This window comes from Collinsella sp. AF08-23 (genome assembly GCF_003479805.1).
In the GTDB taxonomy this organism is placed as follows: Bacteria; Actinomycetota; Coriobacteriia; order Coriobacteriales; family Coriobacteriaceae; genus Collinsella.
The window spans coordinates 57,486-74,643 of sequence record NZ_QUHV01000009.1; the positions used below are offsets into that span (position 1 = coordinate 57,486).

General features: G+C 61.9%; 16 protein-coding genes. 2 read left to right on the forward strand and 14 right to left on the reverse strand.

Going from position 1 to position 17,158, the window contains the following annotated elements; genetic code table 11:
• Positions 1-140 precede the first annotated feature (140 nt).
• Together DWV48_RS09530 and DWV48_RS09210 are read left to right on the forward strand one after the other, a co-directional pair.
• Positions 141-293: a GNAT family N-acetyltransferase gene (locus DWV48_RS09530; RefSeq protein ID WP_366921398.1), complete on the forward strand. Its 153-nt coding sequence runs from the start codon at positions 141-143 to the stop codon at positions 291-293.
• Positions 294-313: 20 nt separating this feature from the next.
• Entirely contained in the window at positions 314-667 is a 354-nt protein-coding gene (locus DWV48_RS09210; protein ID WP_158574841.1) for a hypothetical protein, read from the forward strand.
• Here DWV48_RS09210 and DWV48_RS06410 read toward each other — a convergent pair.
• The 14 genes from DWV48_RS06410 to DWV48_RS06475 form a co-directional block, all read right to left on the reverse strand.
• The gene (locus tag DWV48_RS06410; protein WP_118653990.1) at positions 648-1,388 is read right to left on the reverse strand and encodes a transposase; all 741 of its coding nucleotides are present in this window, start codon (positions 1,386-1,388) and stop codon (positions 648-650) included. The two genes, DWV48_RS09210 and DWV48_RS06410, sit on opposite strands and share 20 nt — an antisense overlap.
• A 123-nt stretch (positions 1,389-1,511) precedes the next feature.
• Positions 1,512-3,062: a 2,3-bisphosphoglycerate-independent phosphoglycerate mutase gene (gpmI, locus tag DWV48_RS06415; protein WP_118653991.1), complete on the reverse strand. Its 1,551-nt coding sequence runs from the start codon at positions 3,060-3,062 to the stop codon at positions 1,512-1,514.
• A gap of 69 nt (positions 3,063-3,131) precedes the next feature.
• Positions 3,132-3,902, reverse strand: coding sequence for a triose-phosphate isomerase (tpiA, locus tag DWV48_RS06420; protein WP_118653992.1), 771 nt, complete (start codon positions 3,900-3,902; stop codon positions 3,132-3,134).
• Complete coding sequence (gene pgk / locus DWV48_RS06425) at positions 3,892-5,097, reverse strand: phosphoglycerate kinase (RefSeq protein WP_118653993.1); 1,206 nt, start codon at positions 5,095-5,097, stop codon at positions 3,892-3,894. The genes tpiA and pgk overlap by 11 nt, the downstream gene beginning before the upstream one ends.
• Positions 5,098-5,229: 132 nt before the next feature.
• Positions 5,230-6,255 carry a type I glyceraldehyde-3-phosphate dehydrogenase gene (gene gap / locus DWV48_RS06430; RefSeq protein WP_118653994.1) on the reverse strand — a complete coding sequence of 342 codons (1,026 nt, stop codon included), beginning with the start codon at positions 6,253-6,255 and terminating at the stop codon, positions 5,230-5,232.
• 198 nt (positions 6,256-6,453) lie between these two features.
• Positions 6,454-7,401 carry a DNA-binding protein WhiA gene (whiA, locus tag DWV48_RS06435; protein WP_118653995.1) on the reverse strand — a complete coding sequence of 316 codons (948 nt, stop codon included), beginning with the start codon at positions 7,399-7,401 and terminating at the stop codon, positions 6,454-6,456.
• 3 nt (positions 7,402-7,404) lie between these two features.
• Positions 7,405-8,325 (reverse strand): RNase adapter RapZ, encoded by a 921-nt coding sequence (gene rapZ / locus DWV48_RS06440; protein WP_118653996.1) that lies wholly within the window; start codon positions 8,323-8,325, stop codon positions 7,405-7,407.
• Between the two features lie 301 nt (positions 8,326-8,626).
• The gene (locus DWV48_RS06445) at positions 8,627-9,307 is read right to left on the reverse strand and encodes an N-acetylmannosamine-6-phosphate 2-epimerase (RefSeq protein WP_118653997.1); all 681 of its coding nucleotides are present in this window, start codon (positions 9,305-9,307) and stop codon (positions 8,627-8,629) included.
• Between the two features lie 155 nt (positions 9,308-9,462).
• Positions 9,463-10,431, reverse strand: a complete 969-nt coding sequence (locus tag DWV48_RS06450; RefSeq protein WP_118653998.1) for an ROK family protein — start codon at positions 10,429-10,431, stop codon at positions 9,463-9,465.
• 69 nt (positions 10,432-10,500) lie between these two features.
• Positions 10,501-11,421, reverse strand: coding sequence for a dihydrodipicolinate synthase family protein (locus DWV48_RS06455; protein ID WP_118653999.1), 921 nt, complete (start codon positions 11,419-11,421; stop codon positions 10,501-10,503).
• A 137-nt stretch (positions 11,422-11,558) separates the two neighbouring features.
• Entirely contained in the window at positions 11,559-12,380 is an 822-nt protein-coding gene (locus DWV48_RS06460; protein WP_118654000.1) for an ABC transporter ATP-binding protein, read from the reverse strand.
• Entirely contained in the window at positions 12,381-14,438 is a 2,058-nt protein-coding gene (locus DWV48_RS06465) for a dipeptide/oligopeptide/nickel ABC transporter permease/ATP-binding protein (protein WP_118654001.1), read from the reverse strand. It lies immediately after the preceding gene.
• A gap of 3 nt (positions 14,439-14,441) precedes the next feature.
• Positions 14,442-15,401 (reverse strand): ABC transporter permease, encoded by a 960-nt coding sequence (locus DWV48_RS06470; protein ID WP_118654002.1) that lies wholly within the window; start codon positions 15,399-15,401, stop codon positions 14,442-14,444.
• Positions 15,402-15,523: 122 nt separating this feature from the next.
• The gene (locus DWV48_RS06475; protein ID WP_118654003.1) at positions 15,524-17,134 is read right to left on the reverse strand and encodes an ABC transporter substrate-binding protein; all 1,611 of its coding nucleotides are present in this window, start codon (positions 17,132-17,134) and stop codon (positions 15,524-15,526) included.
• Positions 17,135-17,158: the final 24 nt, after the last annotated feature.

Sequence of the window (17,158 nt, forward strand, 5' to 3'; positions counted from 1 at the left end):
GCTCTCCTGCTTGAAAACCGTGGGCGGAGAGACCGATAACCTCACGTTCGGCTCGGAATGTGTTGCCTCTTCCGTTGAGGCCGAGCGCGCATGAGGCACCCGAAAGCGTTTTACTCGTTGCGGTCGAGGAAGGCGAGGTCGTGGGCGACGGCAATCTTGCTGGCAGCACGCGCCCTCGCTTGGCTCATCGCGAGGAGCTCGGCATATCCGTACGGCGTTCGCATTGGCACCGTGGCATCGGGACGCGCCTGCTCAGAGCCCAACCAAAAGCCCCCGGCCCTTTTGGTTGCTGATAGGTCGCACAACTGCCCACATGGATCGCTCGAAGCGGGTTGTCAGAGTCCGCCAGGCAAACCTCGAACTTGGTACGGCGCACGTCGTCGGCAAGCGCCTTGTTGCGCGCAACCCATCCGCGCATGCGCTCGATATCCCCTTCGAGCTCGACTGCACGCTCTTTGTCGGACTTCCCCTCATGCTCCCAAGGAGCGTCCCACAGCTTCCATTCCGTCTCGTCCGTTTCCCAGCGGATGTGGTCAGCGATATCGCTTTCGATAAAATCACGCAGGATGGCCGTTTCGTTTCTCAATACGAGCATGAAACCTCCCCAACTAAAAGCCCCCGGCCCTTTTGGCTGGTTGGTACTTCACTCATCCAACAACGCGCTTGATGAGATAACGGCCCAGCCCGGTCAAACGCTCGATCTGCCGGTATGAAAGGCCAACCTCCTTCATTCTCCTCAAGATGCGATCGCGTTCGGGAACGGGCAGCGCGGCTACCGCTGACGGGTCCTTTCCCTCCGTCGCAATACGCGCGGCTTCCGCAAGCTCTGCCTGGTCCATCCGGCTACCCATACGCGGGTAGTACACGTCTGCCTTGCCGGCAGCGCTGAACTCCTCGAAGTGCTCGCGTCCGCCAATCGCCTCGAATAGAAATCGAGAATCCACCAGGCCGTCCCCTCTTGCATATTCAGAATAGCTGCTCCATCGATACTCATCTCGCCCGATTCCCAATGAACAGGGATTGTCGTGAATGTACCGAATTGCCTGGAGCATATATGCCTGGCTCTCAACCGGCTTGCTCAGAAACCTGCCTTGGAACACCGGGCCGATATGCCCGTTTCGGATGTTGAAATGCTGGGCATATCGCGAGTCAAGATAGTGAATCGCCCGAACGAGACCGTCCCCGCCGTCTTCAATCAGCAGGTGAGTGTGGTTGTCCATCAAGCACCATGCAAGCAACGAGATATCGTACTTTTTGATAGCCTGCCGTAAAAAATCAAGGTACATTCGACGATCCAGGTCATCGTTGAAGATAATCTGACGTCCTGCACCTCGCGTCATAACATGGTAGACGCCCGTACTCGAAAGCAATCGAGACGCTCTTGCCATAGCAACCCCTCCCCCATCGGCCCGCGTGTTCCACCTTGTACCCAATGCCTAAGAAAAAAGCTGCCACCTCGAACAGGTGACAGCTTTCCAACCAAAAGGGCCGGGGGCTTTTGGCGAGTCCGGCTACTCCTCGACAGCGAGCACGCGGCCGGTCATCTCGGCACTGGGCTCGAGGCCGGCCATGGTGAGCATGGTCGGGGCGATGTCGGACAGGCGACCATCCTCGATGCCGGTGAGCTTAGCGGTGTCGCTCACGATGATGAACGGCACGCGGTTGGTGGTGTGCGCGGTGAAGGGCTTCTTCTCGCCGTCAACCACGTCGTACATGTGGTCGGCGTTGCCGTGGTCGGCGGTGATGAGCGCGAAGCCACCCTTGGCCTGGATGGCCGGAATGACCTGGGACAGCGCGTGGTCCACGGCCTCGACAGCCTTAACGGCAGCCTCGAACACGCCGGTGTGGCCCACCATGTCGCAGTTGGCGAAGTTCACGATGTAGAAGTCGGCGCGATCCTCGTTGATGGCAGCGACGAGCTTCTCGGTGACCTCCGGGGCGCTCATCTCGGGCTTGAGGTCGTAGGTGGCGACCTTCGGCGAAGCCACGAGCACGCGCTCCTCACCGGCCTTGGGCTCCTCAATACCGCCGTTCAGGAAGAACGTCACGTGGGCGTACTTCTCGGTTTCGGCGGTGTGGAGCTGCTTAAGCCCATTGTCGGCAATGACGTCGGCCAGGACATTCTCGGGGAACGTCTTGGGGAAGGCGACCTCGACGTCGAACGTGGGGTCGTACTCAGTCATAGTCACAAAGTGAGAAAGGGCGATCTTCTCGCGCTCGAAGCCGTCGAACTCCGCATCGGTGAAGGCGCGGGTCATCTGACGGGCACGGTCGGGGCGGAAATTGAAGAAGATGACAGCATCGCCGGCGTGAATGCCCTCGTTGTGGCAGGCGAAGGGATCGACGAACTCGTCGCCGCGCGGATCCTTCTCGTAGAAGGCCTTGATGCCCTCGACCGGGTCGGCATCGGCGTCGCAAGCGTTCACGAGCACGTCATAGGCGCGCTCGATGCGCTCCCAGCGGTTGTCGCGGTCCATGGCCCAGTAACGGCCGGAGACGGTGGCGACGCGAGCATCGCAACCGGTCTTCTCGGACAACTCGCCCAGGAAGGCGACAAGCTCGGATACATAACCGGCGCCGGACTGCGGGTCGACATCGCGGCCATCCATGAAGCAGTGGATGCGCACGGTCTTAACGCCGCGCTCGGCGGCCATGGAGACGAGCGCCTCGCAGTGGCTCTGCATGGAGTGCACGCCACCAGGGCTCATAAGGCCCATGAGGTGCAGCGTCTTACCAGTAGCGGCAACGTCGTCCATGGCCTTGACGAAAACCTCGTTCTCCTTGATCGAGCCATCCTTGATGGCGTTGTTGATGCGGGAGAGCTCCTGGAACACGATGCGGCCGGCACCAATGTTGAGGTGGCCGACCTCGGAGTTGCCCATCTGGCCGTCGGGCAAGCCGACGTCCTCGCCAGAGGCGCCGAGGGTGGTATGCGGATACTTGGCGTACAGACCGTCGATGAACGGCGTGCTGGCAGCGCTCACGGCGTTGTTGGCTCCCTCGGGCGCAAGGCCGAAGCCGTCCATGATACACAGGAGTGCGGGAAGATGATGGTTAGCCATGGCTAATTATCCCCTTTTCAAAAGAGTGGGCCGCAGCGCGCTGCGCCACGGCCCGGGACCTAACGGGTGCTACTCCGCGGCCTTCACGACCATCGAAGCAAAGTCCTCGGCCACGAGGGACGCGCCACCCACGAGGGCGCCGTCCACATCGGGCTTGGCCACGAGCTCGGCGATATTGCCGGGCTTGGCGGAGCCGCCGTACAGAACGCGGATGCCTTCGGCGAGCTCGGCGCCGAAGATCTCGGCGAGAGCCTCACGCACGGCGCCGCAGACCTCCTGGGCATCATCGGCAGTGGCGGTCTTGCCGGTGCCGATGGCCCAAATGGGCTCGTAAGCGACAACGAGCTGGGAAGGATCGGTGACCTCGAGACCGGTCAAGCCAGCCTTCACCTGAGCCACCACGTGCTCAACATAGGTGCCGGACTCGCGGACCTCAAGGGGCTCGCCGCAGCAGAAGATCGGAACGATGCCACCGGCGATGAGCGCGGCGGCCTTCTTGTTCTGATCTTCGTCGGTCTCGTGGAAGCAGTCGCGACGCTCGGAGTGACCGATGATGCAGTACTGCACCGGAACGGACTTGAGCATGGCAACGGAGGTCTCACCGGTATAGGCACCCTTGGCCTCAAAGTAGACGTTCTGGGCACCGAGCTTGACAGCGGAGCCGTCAAGCTTGTGGGAGACGCAGCACAGATCGATCGTCGGGGGGCAGACGCACACCTCGACGCCCGCGGGAACCTCGGGCAGGGCCTCGACGAGGGCGGAGGCGAGAGCCTTGGCCTCCTCGCGGTCGTTGTTCATCTTCCAGTTGCCCGCAATAAAGGTGGTACGGTTACTCGGCATCGTTCAGAGCCTCCACTCCAGGAAGAGCCTTGCCCTCGACGAGCTCCATGGAAGCGCCACCACCGGTGGAGATCCAGCTCATCTTGTCGGCAAGGTCGAACTTGTTGACGGCCGCGACGGAATCGCCGCCACCGATGATGGACGTTCCACCGTTGTCCTTGAGCTCGGCAACAGCCTCGGCGACAGCCTGAGTGCCGTGGGCGAAGTTATCGAACTCGAAGACGCCCATGGGGCCGTTCCAGAACACGGTCTTGGCGCCCTTGATGGCCTCGGCGTACAGCGCCTCGGTCTTGGGTCCGATGTCCATGCCCATGCGGTCTTCGGGGATGGAGTCGGAAGCGACGACCTCGCCGGTAGCGTCCTCACCGAAGTGGTCGGCAACGACGTTGTCGATCGGAAGCAGAATCTGAACGCCCTTGTCCTCGGCCTTCTTGAGCATCTCGGCAGCGCGCTCGACCCAGTCCTCCTCTTTGAGGGAGGTACCGACGGTCTTGTAGCCCTTGGCCAGGAAGAAGGTGTAGGCCATGCCACCGCCGATGATCAGGGTGTCGGCAGAATCGATGAGGTGATCGAGCACGCCGATCTTAGAGGAGACCTTGGAGCCGCCGACGATAGCGACGAAGGGACGCTCGGGAGCGGCGAAGATGCCGGTCAGCGTGTCGACCTCCTTCTCGAGCAGGAAGCCAGCGACGGCGGGCAGGTAGGCGGCGGGGCCGACCACGGATCCCTGAGAGCGGTGAGCGGTACCAAAGGCGTCGAGCACGAAGACGTCACCGTAGGAGGCCAGGATCTTGGCGATCTCGGGGTCGTTCTTCTTCTCGCGCTTGTCAAAGCGGACGTTCTCGAGCACGAGAACCTTGCCGGCCTCGAGCGCCTCAACGGCAGCGGCGGCCTTCTCGCCATAGGTATCGGCAACGAAGGTCACGTCAAGACCGGAGAGCTCGGCGAGCTTGGCGGCAACGGGCTCGAGGGAGAACTCAGCCTGGAAGCCGGTGCCATCCGGACGGCCGAGGTGGCTCATGAGGATGACGCGAGCGTTGTGATCGACCAGGTACTTGATGGTCGGGAGAGCGGCCTGGATGCGGGTGGTGTCGCCCACGACGCCATCCTTGATCGGCACGTTGAAGTCGACGCGGACGAGGACGCGCTTGCCGTCGACGTCGATGTCGCGGACGGTCTTCTTAGTGAAAGCCATGTCCAATCCTTTCTGTATCGAGCAAGGGCGGTATCGCCTCTTGCAGGTAAAAAGGGCGCGACCCCGGGCATACGCCATGAGGCCGCGCCCTCCTATAGACGCTTGGTCTAGATGCGAGAGAAGCCGCTCAACTTAGGCGACGAACTTCTCGAAGTACTTGATGGTGCGGACCATCTGGGAGGTGTAGGAGTTCTCGTTGTCGTACCAAGAGACGACCTGCACCAGGGTCTGGCCGTTGCCCAGCGGGTTGCACATGGTCTGGGTGGCGTCGAAGATGGAGCCGTGGGTCTCGCCGATGATGTCGGTGGAGACGATGTCGTCCTCGTTGTAGGCGAAGGTCTCGGAGATGGTCTCGGCGTAAGCCTTCATAGCGGCGTTGACCTCATCGACGGTGACCTCCTTGTCAACAACGGCGTAGAGGTTGGTGAGGGAGCCGGTCGGCGTAGGAACGCGCTGAGCGGCACCGATGAGCTTGCCGTTGAGCTCGGGGAGAACGAGGCCGATGGCCTTGGCGGCACCGGTGCTGTTGGGGACGATGTTGACGGCGCAGGCGCGGCCACGACGCTTGTTGCCCTTGCGCTGCGGGCCGTCGAGCGGCATCTGGTCGCCGGTCCAGGCGTGAATGGTGGTCATGATGCCGGACACGATGGGAGCGAAGTCGTTCAGACCCTTGGCCATCGGGGCGAGGCAGTTGGTGGTGCAGGAAGCGGCGGAGATGATGTTGTCCTCAGCCGTGAGATCCTCGTGGTTCACGTTGTAGACGATGGTCGGGAGGTCGTTGCCCGCAGGAGCGGAGATGACGACCTTCTTGGCGCCAGCGTTGATGTGAGCCTGGGCCTTGGCCTTGGAGGTGTAGAAACCGGTGCACTCGAGCACGACGTCGACGTCGAGGTCGCCCCAAGGCAGGTTGTTAGCGTCAGCCTCGGCGTAGATCTTGATCTCCTTGCCGTCGACGATGATGGAGTCCTCGGTGGCCTCAACCTTGTGATCGCGGGAGTAGTTGCCCTGCGTGGAGTCGTACTTCAGCAGGTACGCGAGCATGTCGGGAGAGGTGAGGTCGTTGATGGCGACGATCTCGGAGCCCTCGTGACCGAACATCTGACGGAAGGCCAGACGACCGATACGACCGAAGCCGTTGATAGCAACCTTAACTGCCATGTGTGTCTCCTTTCATTGGACCTCCCGCGGGCTCCCTGCCCGCCGTTGAAGTCCGAAAACTAACCACTCACCAAATATAACCGTTTTCCGCTTGCTCATTCGCGGGATTGGGAACTTTCGGATAAATCTCGCCTGTTGAAACGCTTCATCATGTCTGAGCGTATCTTTCTCCCCCGCCATGAGCCTTCAAGCAGGGGGTCACGGTTCGGCGGTGCCCGTGTGCGCCTCCTCCACCATCTTCTCGAGGCGCAAGACGCGATGGTACAAGGCCGATTTCGAAAGCGGCGGATCCGCAAGCTCCCCCAGATCTCTGAGAGACAAGTCTGGATGGGACTCGCGCAACGCGCAAAAGGTCTCGAGTCCCTCGGGCAAGCTGCGCCGCAAGCCCAGTTTCTCAAGAGCTTCAATGAGCTCGAGTTGCCGTTGCGCAGCGCCAGCCGACCGCGTCTGGTTTGCAAGCTCGGCATTGACCCGGCGATTCACCTCGTTCTTGACCGACTTGACCGCACGGGCGTCCTCGATCTCAGACACTGCGCGCTCGGCACCCAAGCGCGAGAGCAAGCGCTTAATGTCCTCCGCGCTCTTTATGTAGACCGCATACGCGCCGCGACGGGGGTTGACGCGCGCCTTCACGCCCATGCCCGCGATGAGGCTCGCAAGGTCGTGGGCAAACTGCTCCCCCTGCACAGCGATCTCCAAATGAAAGTCGCCCTTGGGATCGGCGACGAACCCGCCGGCGATGAGGCTCCCACGCACAAAGGCCCTTCGACAGCAGGCGCGGTTGGCGACATGTCGGGGCACCCCTTGGACCAGGCTCCCCGACCGATCGAGAATCCCCAGTAAAACGAGGGCCTTCTCAAGGTCGGGCTGGTCGGGCAGGACGATGAGGTAGTTACGGACTTTATGCAAAATCGATCGGCGGACCGTGAGATCGGTTTTGAGCTTGAGGATCTTGTGCGTGAGCTCGATCATCGTACGTGCCACGGCACCTGTCTCGGTGGCGACCTGCAGCTGATAGCCTCCCTTGCCCGTGATGGAAAGGGTGCCGCACACGCGCACGAGCGCTGAGAGTGTGGAGACGTCGCAGTATGCGCACTCGGGCGCACAGCGCGCGAGCTCGTCGCGGACTTCGGCGGTAAACGACACGGACTACCCCCTGAGGTTCGCCTTGGCAAGATCGCGATGCGAGATGCCCACGTGATAGTGCTGGCGCTCGAGATAGCGGCCGGTCGCCTCCGCAATGGCAACGCTACGATGCTGGCCGCCCGTACAGCCCACGGCAATGGAAAGTTGGGGCTTGCCCTCCGCGATGTAACCCGGCATCACGACGTCGAGAAGCTTGAACCACGCATCGAGGAACTCCTTCGTCTTGGGATGCTCGATCACGAAGTCCGCCACCATTGCATCGAGGCCCGTGAGTGTCCGCATTTCGGGGTCGTAGAAGGGATTGGGCAGGAAGCGGACGTCAATCATGAGATCGGCCTCGACGGGCAAGCCGTGTTTGAAGCCGAACGAGAACACATGGACATCCATGAGCTGTTGGTCGGTCAGCTCGGAAAAAGCGGTCTGGAGACGCTTGCGCAGGGCGGACGTGCGCATGCGGCTCGTATCGATGACCATGTCGGCTCGTTCGCGGATGCTCGAAAGGGCGATGCGCTCACGCTGGATGGCATCTGCCGTGGTATCGCCCTGCTTCGCGAGTGGATGGCGACGACGATTCTCACTGTACCGGCGGATGAGCACCTCATCGGAGGCCTCGAGGAACACGACCTTGCAGGTCATCTCATGAGCTCGCAGTGAGTCGATGGTATCGAGCAACTCGTCAAACAGGCCTTGGCTGCGCAGGTCGCTCGTCACACATAGGTGGCGCCCCACGCCGGAGTTGATGCCGATGATTTCAGCGAGTTGCAAGATGAGGCTCGGCGGCAGGTTATCGATGCAGTAGTAACCCATGTCTTCGAACACGTGCATCGCCTGCGTACGGCCCGAGCCCGACATGCCCGTGATGATGACGATGTCCGGTACGCGATCGGCAAGCTCAGCCGAGGTGATGCTGTTCGAATCTGACATGGTGCCTCCTGTTCAACTGCCACCAGTATACCTACTTGGTCGACTGCTCGAGAGGGCGGGCATATCATCCCCGTGCTCAAACAGTCCCGGCTCGTGCGAAACTGTGTGCGGAATGATATGCCCCACTCTTTCGCGTTACGGCATCATGAGCCTTCTCAGTAAAAAGCCCCACCTCACATGAGGCGGGGCATTTTCGATCGTCAATATCGCCTTAAAGCCGGGGGTATATTCTTGGAGGGTGTTTTGTGGAGCGAAGCGGAACCGCGCCCGCAGAGAATATATCCCCGGCCGACAGGTGGGCCTACTCCTCAAGCGCGGCCTTGAACCAGCTGGTGAGGCTTGTGGGGTGCGTGATTGCAGTGCCCACCACCACGGCCCAGGCACCGGCGTCGATGGCGGCGCGGCCCTCGGCGGGGGTGTGGACATGACCCTCGCAAATGATGGGCAGGTTAGGGAACTCCGAGGTGGCTTGACGCAGCAGCGGTAGGTCCGGACCCTCGTCCAGCGTGGTTTCGATCGCCGGTTTGTTGTGCGACAACGTGGTCGACACGAGGTCGAATCCAAGCTCGACGGCACGGCGGATATCCTCGATGGTCATGCAGTCGGCCATGAGCAGGATGCCCTCCTCCTTGAGGGGGCGAACCGTGTCCTCAAGCGTTTTACCGTCGGGGCGCGGGCGGTCCGTGGCATCAATGGCAACGATATCGGCACCGGCGGCGATGCACGCGCGGGCATGGCGCAGCGTCGGGGTGATATAGACGCCCTCGTGTCCGTCCTTCCACAGGCCGATGACGGGAATCTCCACGCGGCCCTTGATGGCCGCGATGTCGGAAAGACCCTGACAGCGGATGGCGGCCGCCCCGCCGAGCTCGCAGGCGCGGCTCATGGCCGCCATGTGCTCGGGCGTACGCAGTGGTTCGCCGGGGTATGCCTGGACGCTCACAATGAGCCTGCCCTTAAGCGATTCAATAATGGGGTTCATAGGATTACTCCTTGCAGGTTAAATCTACCCGGATGTATGGGGTTTCCAAGGCCTTCCCAAGTGCTGCAGATCGCCTTGAATGAGGAGGGCGCACGCCCGGCGTGCGGCACCCGACGATTGAAGGGCGAGGTGGGGTGCAGTGGAAAGCCGCCCGACTAAAGTGACGCTAAAAGGTTCTCGGCGGCGCCGATAAGAGGGGCCTCGCCCTCGAGGGTGCCGATGAGAATCGGCGTGTCGAGCAGTGGGTCGAGCGCTTGGCTGGCAAAGCCCTCACGGATGGAGTCGCGCCAAGTGACGCTTCTCCAACCGTCCTTGCCATGGATGACGCCACCGGAAAGGACAATCACCTCGGGGTCGAGAATGTTGGCCAGGGAGCCCAGGCTCGCACCGAGCGAAAAGCCGGCATCGTGGATGACGTCGACGCCGCGCTCGTCAGCAGCACAACACAGATCGTTGACGTCGCGGCCCACTGAGGGACGGCTTCCATCCACTCGACCGTAGCGCTCATCGAACATGCGCCCGATCGAAGTGCCTGAGGCCACGGACTCGAGATGGCCCGAACGCCCACAGGCGCAGTCGATGCCTGCCGCAGCCGTGCACTCGATGTGACCCATGTGGCCGGCGGCACCGTGGAAGCCGCGCATGGCGCGACCGTCCTCAACGTAGCCGCCGCCGATGCCCGTGCCGATACCCAAACACAACACGGAGTAATGGCCGCGGCCCGCGCCCCAATGGGCCTCGCCCAGCGCATGTGCCTGCACATCGCCTATGACCTCGACCGGCATATTCAGAGCCTCGCGCAAACGCGGCCCAAGCTCGATCCCACTCCAGCCGGGCATGATCGCGTTAGCATAGGCGATTGCCCCCGTCTTGGGATCGACCACGCCAGCCGAACCTAAGCCTACGCCGAGCACCCTGAGCTCAGGTTTTTCCTCGAGCGCCGCACGGATTGCGCCTTCGATGCGCGCGTACACGGCCTCGCCACCCTCTTGGGCGCACGTGGGCACCTCGGCGCTATACACCACCTGGGGGCGGCCGCCCGAAGCGGGATACTCAAGGATGGCGCTGGCGATCTTGGTACCACCGATATCGACGGAACACACGTAGCGGGGTTCAAGAGACATGCTCAACCTCCCAATACACGTACCGACCGCGTGCCCTTCAACGTGCACGCGGTCGGACTTTGCCGAATCTTACAGCAGGCCGCTGGCAGCGAGGACCTCGCGGATCGCCTCAACGTTCTTGCCCTCGAGTGCCTTGACCGGGCGAAGCATCTGGTTGGACTCAAAGATACCCATGAGCATGAGGGCGGTCTTGAAAGCACCCACACCCGCGCCGTAACCCTGCACGCCATCGGTACAATCAAAGATATGGGAGAGCTCGTTGAGCTTATCCTGCTCGAGCTTGACCGTCGCCCAGTCTCCCGCCTCGGCGGCCTTCCACATGCGCACGTAGCCATCGGGGTCAACGTTACCCAAACCGGGCACGGAACCATCGGCGCCGGAGAGATATGCGCCATCGACCACGATCTCGTGACCGGTGAGCAAGCTCAGCGGGTGGCCGAGCTTCTCGTTCTCCTGGCAGAGATAGCGGAAGGAAATGTCGTCGCCGGAGGAGTCTTTGACGCCGGCGAGAACGCCCTCGGCACCAAGCTTGGCAAGGAGCCTCCAAGGAAGCTTGGTGTGGACGCACACGGGGATGTCGTAGGCAAAGATGGGAAGATCGAGCTCCTCATGCAGGATGCGGAAGTGCTCCTCCACCTCGGCAAGGCCACCAAGGGCATAGAACGGGCAGGTTGCGACGAGGACATCGGCACCAAGCTCCTGTGCGCGACGGCCGTGCTCGAGCACGCGCTCGGTCTCGGTATCGATAATGCCCACGAACACGGGAACACGATGGTCGACGATGCGAACGGCCTCACGGATGATCTCGTCGCGACGCTCGTCGGTCGAAAATACGACCTCGCCCGAGGAGCCGAGGAAGAACAGGCCGTCGACACCCGCTTCGATCATGCGGTTGATATTGCGCTCGAACGAGGCGACGTCGAGCTGACGGTCCTCGGTGTCGGGGACGACAACCGGCGGGATGACGCCACGATAAAGTTTGTTAGCCATTGTTGTGTACTCCTTATCCGTATTCCCGGCACACGCCGGGCATCTATCATACCTGGCTCGCAAAAGGCATACTTCGCGCATGCCCGCGAAGAAAGGCGGCGCGCACGAGGCCCGTACGCGCCGCGACTGACAGCCGCTTATTTCCCGAGGTTCGGGTGAAGCAGCGAGGGCGCTGCACCGAGCAGCATCTTTGTGTAGGGGTCTTGCGGGTTCTCAAAGACCTGCTTTGCCGGCCCCTCCTCCATAATCTGGCCGTGATTCATGACGACGATCTTATCGGAGATATAGCGAACCGTCTGAATATCATGCGAGATGAACATCATCGACAGGCCCAGGTCCTTCTTAAGATCGGTGAGCAGATTCAGAATCTGTGCGCGGACTGATACGTCGAGGGCGGATGTCGGCTCGTCTGCGATGATAGCGGACGGGTTGAGCGACATCGCACGGGCGATGGCGACGCGCTGGCGCTGACCGCCGGAAAGCTGGCCGGGCATGGCACGAAGCGCGCTCTTGGGCAGGCCGACGAGCTCGACGAGCTCCTTGATGCGCTTCTCCTGCTCGGCGGTGCTGCCGACCTTATGGACGAGCAACGGGTCGAGTAGCTGGTCGTGAACGATCATGCGCGGGTTGAGCGCGGTGGCGGGGTCCTGGAAGACGACGGAGACCACGCGACCCATCTTGCGACGCAGGTCGGCAGTGCGCTTGGTCACGTCCTCGCCCTTGAAATAGACCTTGCCGGACGTCGGCGACTGCAGGCCGCACATGACGTTCGCGGTGGTGGACTTGCCACAACCGGACTCGCCCACAATGCCGATCGTCTCGCCGGGCATGAGCTTGATGGTGACGTGATTGACGGCGTGCACCAGATTGGGATGCAAAAGCGAGCCGGTGCGCGTCTTGAACGTGACGGAGATGTCGTCGAGGAAGATGGTCGGCTCCTTCTCAGCGGCGGCGCTCATCTACATCACCTCCTGTGCGGTCGTGGTGGCAATCTTCTCAAGATACGGCGTGAGGCCGTTCTCCTTGAGATACGCGTCAGGCAACTCGGAGAACACGTGGTTCTTGCCGGGCAGCTGCTTCATGACGGGATGGACGTCTAGGCCGAGCGTCGGATGGCTCGAGCGCGGAGCGAAGCGATCGCCCTTGGGGAAGTCCTGTGGGGACGGGACCGAACCGGGAACCTGGTGCAGGCGCGTGCCGTCCTTAGCGCCCTCCTCGATGGAGAGCACTGAGCCGAGCAGGCCGCGCGTATACTCGTGGATCGGGTTGGTGAGGAGCTCCTTGGTAGGCGCCTGCTCGATGACCTGGCCGGCGTACATGACCGTGATCTCGCTTGCCACCTCGGCGACGAGCGCGAGGTCATGGGAGACGAAGATCATGGCGAAGCCGAGCTGGGACTGCAGGTCGTTCAAAAGCTTGATGACCTGCTTTTGGACGGTCACGTCCAAGGCGGTCGTGGGCTCGTCGCAGATGACGAGCTTGGGATCGCGGGTGAGGGCCATGGCGATGAGCACACGCTGGCGCTGGCCGCCAGAGAGCTCGTGGGGATAGCTCTCGAGCGTGCGTTTGGGATCGAGGCCGACGAGCTCGAGGAGCTCTTCGGCGGAACGGGTGCCGCCACGGCTCGTGAGCTGCTTCATCTGAGCCGAGATGAGCATGGAGGGATTGAGCGAGGACAAGGCGTCCTGATACACCATGGCGATCTCGTGCCCGAGAAGTTGACGGTGCTCTTCTTTGGTCAGTTTGAGAAGATCCTGACCATCGAAGAGGACCTCGCCAGTCATATGCTCATCGGCATCGGTCAGGCTCATGATGACCTTGGTGGTGATGGACTTTCCGCATCCGGACTCACCCACCAAAGCCATGCACTGACCCGGTCGCACGTCAAAGGACACGCTGTCGACGACATTGACGTCGCCGTGGTGGTCGAAGTTGATCGAGAGGTTCTTGACCCGCAGCAGCGGCGGGACGCTCAAGTCGGGTACATGGCGATCCGTGCGCTTGAGCTCCACGTCGCGCAGGGCAGCCAGGCGGCGATTGAGGCTCTCGGCCTGCTCGGCGTAAGCGCGAACCGGGTCGGAGGCGAGAATATCGTCGGCACGGCGGGACTCCGCGTCCTCGTCATCGGTGGCGACCATTGCGCCGGGCTTGGCTGCCATGGCGTCGGTGAGGCCCTCGGATAGGATGTTCAGAGCAAGGCAGGTGACCATGATGGCGATGCCCGGGAAGAGTGCCTGCCACCAACGACCGGCGAGAACGCCGCCGCGAGCATCTGCCAAGATGTTGCCCCACGTGGCCGTGGGCTCGGTGATGCCGGCCCCGATGAAGGTCAGGGAGGCCTCGAAGATGATGGCGTCTGCCACGAGGGTCACGGTGAAGACCATAATCGGGGCGATGCAGTTGCGCAGGACGTGCTTGATAAGGATCCACGGAGCCTGGGCACCGGAGACAATGACGGCGCGAACGTAGTCCTCACCGTACTCCGAAACGATGTTCGCACGCACGATGCGGGCGATTTGCGGCGTGTACATAAAACCGATGGAGAAGATGATCGCGGGAACGGAGTTGCCCAAGATCAACACGAGGACGGCGGCGAGGGCGATGCCGGGCACGGACATGATGATGTCCAGCAGGCGCATGATGACCTCGGAGATGCTCTTGCGGGCAACCGCGGCGATGGCTCCGATGATCGAGCCGAAGAACAACGCGAACAGGGTGGCGCCAAAGCCGATGACGAGCGAGTAGCGCCCGCCGTACAGCATGCGGGACAAGATGTCGCGGCCCTTGTCATCGGTGCCGAACAAGAAACCGTTGCCCGGAGCCTGACGCGCCGTAAAGATCTCGAGCGGGTCATGCGGAGCGATGATCGGAGCCAAGATGGCGGTGAGCGCCACAAGAACGAGAAGGATGAGCGAAATCTTGCTACTCATCTTCATGTTCTTGAAGCCGCCGAACTTCATGCCCTTGGAAGCAGCCTCCTCGAGTTTGGAGGTCTGCTCTTCACGAATCTTAACCATGGCCTACACCGTCCTAATGCGCGGGTTGATGAGCAGGTACAACATGTCAACCACGATGTTGATGATGACGAAGGCCAGAGCCACGACAATGACGACGCCCTGGACGAGCATGGTCTCGCCGCCCGTGATGCCAGCGAGGATGGCCGTGCCCATGCCGGGCAGGTTGAAGATGACCTCGATGACGACAGCACCGCCCATGAGGTATCCGATCTTGAGGCCGAGCGTGGTGACCGGCGTGATGAGGGCGTTACGCAACACGTTGCGCGCGATGACGACGAACTCGGGAAGGCCGCCGCCGCGGGCCGTGCGCACGTAATCCTTATCGAGCTCCTCGACCATAGCGGTACGCACAATACGGGTCATCTGGCCCGTGAGCGGGAACGCGAGGGCGACGGCGGGCATGAGCATACGGGCCAGGTACCCACCGGGATTGGCGGTGAAGTGCGGCAGCGGGCCGGACGCCGGAAGAACACCCATGTAAGACGAGAACAGCAGAATCAGCAAAACGGCGAACCAGAACGACGGCGTGGCGATGCCGGCGATCGAGAACACGCGGATGAGTTGATCGGGCCATTTATCGCGATACAGGGCGGCGATGACGCCGAGCACGAACGAGACGACGGCGCCAATGATCAAGCCGATGAACGTGAGCTGCATCGTAACGGGCAAAGCCGTCGAGATGCGGTCGATAACGGGCGTGCGGCCGGCACCGTACGTGCCCAAATCACCCTGCAGCAGTCCACCAATGTAGTTGACATACCGCTCGGGAAGCGGGTCGTTGAGGCCCTGCTCGTCCATATACTGCTCGATTGCCTCTTGCGATGCGCCCTCTCCAAGCGCATTGCGGGCAGGAATACTCGGATCGGTGAACGACATAAGGCCGAACACCAGCAGCGTGACGCCGAGCGCCATGATGGGCAGCGCGACGAGACGTCGACCGATGAGGCGCAAAAGGTTATTCACTACTTCCCCCTCTTCACTTGCAAATGACTTGTGGGGGACCCGGGCAGACCACGTCTCCCGAGCCCCCCACGTTCATGTACTCATCTCATCCACAGAGGATGGGCAAACTGCGATGATACGGTCTACTCGGAAACCGTGGCGCAGTCGATGAAGGACATACCGGTGGTGCCGATACCCTTGAAGCCGTCGATGCGGACACCTTCGCCGTTCGGGGTGTCGCGCCAAGAGGCGGTGACCGTCTTGACCTGGAGCACCGGGTAGAGGACGGCCTGCTCGGCGATCATGTCGAAGCACTTGTTCCAGGTCTCCTGCTGTTCATCGCCTGTCTGGCCGAGAGCGGAAGCCATGAGCTCGGTGAGCTCCTTCCACTCAGCGGACTCGCTCCAGCGGGCACGGACCTTCATCCAAGCGTTGTCGCCATACCACCAGTTCATGAGAAGGTCGGGGTCGGCGCCGAAGCAGGAAGGATCACCAGGGGCGAGGAGGAGGTCGAAATCGCCGCCGCCGTCGATGTCGGCATAGGTGTCGGCGGAGGTGCGGGTCACGATCTCAGCCTCGAAACCAAGCTCCTTGAGGTCTTGCTGAACCTGGACGGACATGCTCTTGACCTGCTCGTTGTCGGTGGTGAGGAGCTTGATGGAGCCACCGGTCACGCCGGCCTCCTCCAGAAGCGACTTAGCCTTGTCGACATCGTGAGTGTAGACCGTGCCGGCCTCATGGTAGTTGGTGTAGCTGCTGGGCAGGTAGCAGGTGGGGGCGGTGGCGAGGCCGGCGAACGCGTTCTCGATCATCTTGTCGTAATCGAGGGCGTACATGATGGCCTGACGGGCCTTGACGTTGTCCCACGGGGCCTTCTGGGTGTTGAAGAGCATGAAACGGGTGCCGAAGCCGTCGACGGTGTCCATCTGGCAACCAGCGGACTGGAGCTGATCGACGGCGTCAGCGGTGACCATCTCCATAACGAGCGTGGTGCCCTCCTGCTGGGCCTGAACGCGGGCGGTCGGGTCGACGAGGATGTCGTAGTGCAGCTTCTCGTCGAGAGCCGGGTGATCACCGTTGTACTCGGGGTTGGGAACCATCTCGACAACGGAGTCACTGATGGTCTCATACATCCAGGGGCCGGAGCCGACGGGCTTGGCGGTCATGTCCTCCTTGGTGGAGGAGGCGGGAACCACGCGGACGATAGCGAGGCGCTCTTTGAGCAGCGAGAAGTTCGGGACCGTGGTGGTAACGGTGACGGTGGTGTCATCCTTCTTCACGATATCGGCGATAGGAGCGAGCATCGGAACGTAGATGTTGCCGTCGGCGTTGGCGCGCTTGAAGGACTCGACGACGTCGTCTGCGGTGACGGGATTGCCGTCGGAGAACTTGGCATCCTCGCGCAGGGCGATATCGAAGGTGGTGTCGTCGACCTGCTCGGGATCGTCGGCTGCAAGCTCGTTGAACACGCTGTAGTCATGGAAGTCAAGACCATAGAGGCCCTCGACGACATGCCAGTTGGTGCCGCAAGCGAGAGCGGAGGAGGTGCTGGAGGGGTCGAAGTTGGTGGTGGTATAAGCGGAGCCGGCGGTGATCACGCCGCCACCCTTGGTGCCGCCCTCGGCAGGAGCGGAACCCTCATCGTTGCCACCGCCGCCGCATCCGGCAAGGCCGAGGCCCGCAACGGCAGCGGTGCCACCGGCGAGACCGATGAAGGAGCGGCGGGACAGACCCTTGTTCAGAAGATCGCGCATGGGTACTCCAATCAAGCGCTCATA

Coding starts and splice junctions, on each gene's coding strand:
- DWV48_RS06475 (WP_118654003.1), bottom strand. CDS start 17,134: ATGCGCGATCTTCTGAACAAGGGTCTGTCCCGCCGCTCCTTCATCGGT.
- DWV48_RS06450 (WP_118653998.1), bottom strand. CDS start 10,431: ATGTCTCTTGAACCCCGCTACGTGTGTTCCGTCGATATCGGTGGTACC.
- pgk (WP_118653993.1), bottom strand. CDS start 5,097: ATGGCTTTCACTAAGAAGACCGTCCGCGACATCGACGTCGACGGCAAG.
- DWV48_RS06460 (WP_118654000.1), bottom strand. CDS start 12,380: ATGAGCGCCGCCGCTGAGAAGGAGCCGACCATCTTCCTCGACGACATC.
- DWV48_RS09210 (WP_158574841.1), top strand. CDS start 314: ATGGATCGCTCGAAGCGGGTTGTCAGAGTCCGCCAGGCAAACCTCGAA.
- gap (WP_118653994.1), bottom strand. CDS start 6,255: ATGGCAGTTAAGGTTGCTATCAACGGCTTCGGTCGTATCGGTCGTCTG.
- DWV48_RS06455 (WP_118653999.1), bottom strand. CDS start 11,421: ATGGCTAACAAACTTTATCGTGGCGTCATCCCGCCGGTTGTCGTCCCC.
- DWV48_RS06465 (WP_118654001.1), bottom strand. CDS start 14,438: ATGGTTAAGATTCGTGAAGAGCAGACCTCCAAACTCGAGGAGGCTGCT.
- DWV48_RS06410 (WP_118653990.1), bottom strand. CDS start 1,388: ATGGCAAGAGCGTCTCGATTGCTTTCGAGTACGGGCGTCTACCATGTT.
- tpiA (WP_118653992.1), bottom strand. CDS start 3,902: ATGCCGAGTAACCGTACCACCTTTATTGCGGGCAACTGGAAGATGAAC.
- gpmI (WP_118653991.1), bottom strand. CDS start 3,062: ATGGCTAACCATCATCTTCCCGCACTCCTGTGTATCATGGACGGCTTC.
- rapZ (WP_118653996.1), bottom strand. CDS start 8,325: ATGTCAGATTCGAACAGCATCACCTCGGCTGAGCTTGCCGATCGCGTA.
- DWV48_RS06445 (WP_118653997.1), bottom strand. CDS start 9,307: ATGAACCCCATTATTGAATCGCTTAAGGGCAGGCTCATTGTGAGCGTC.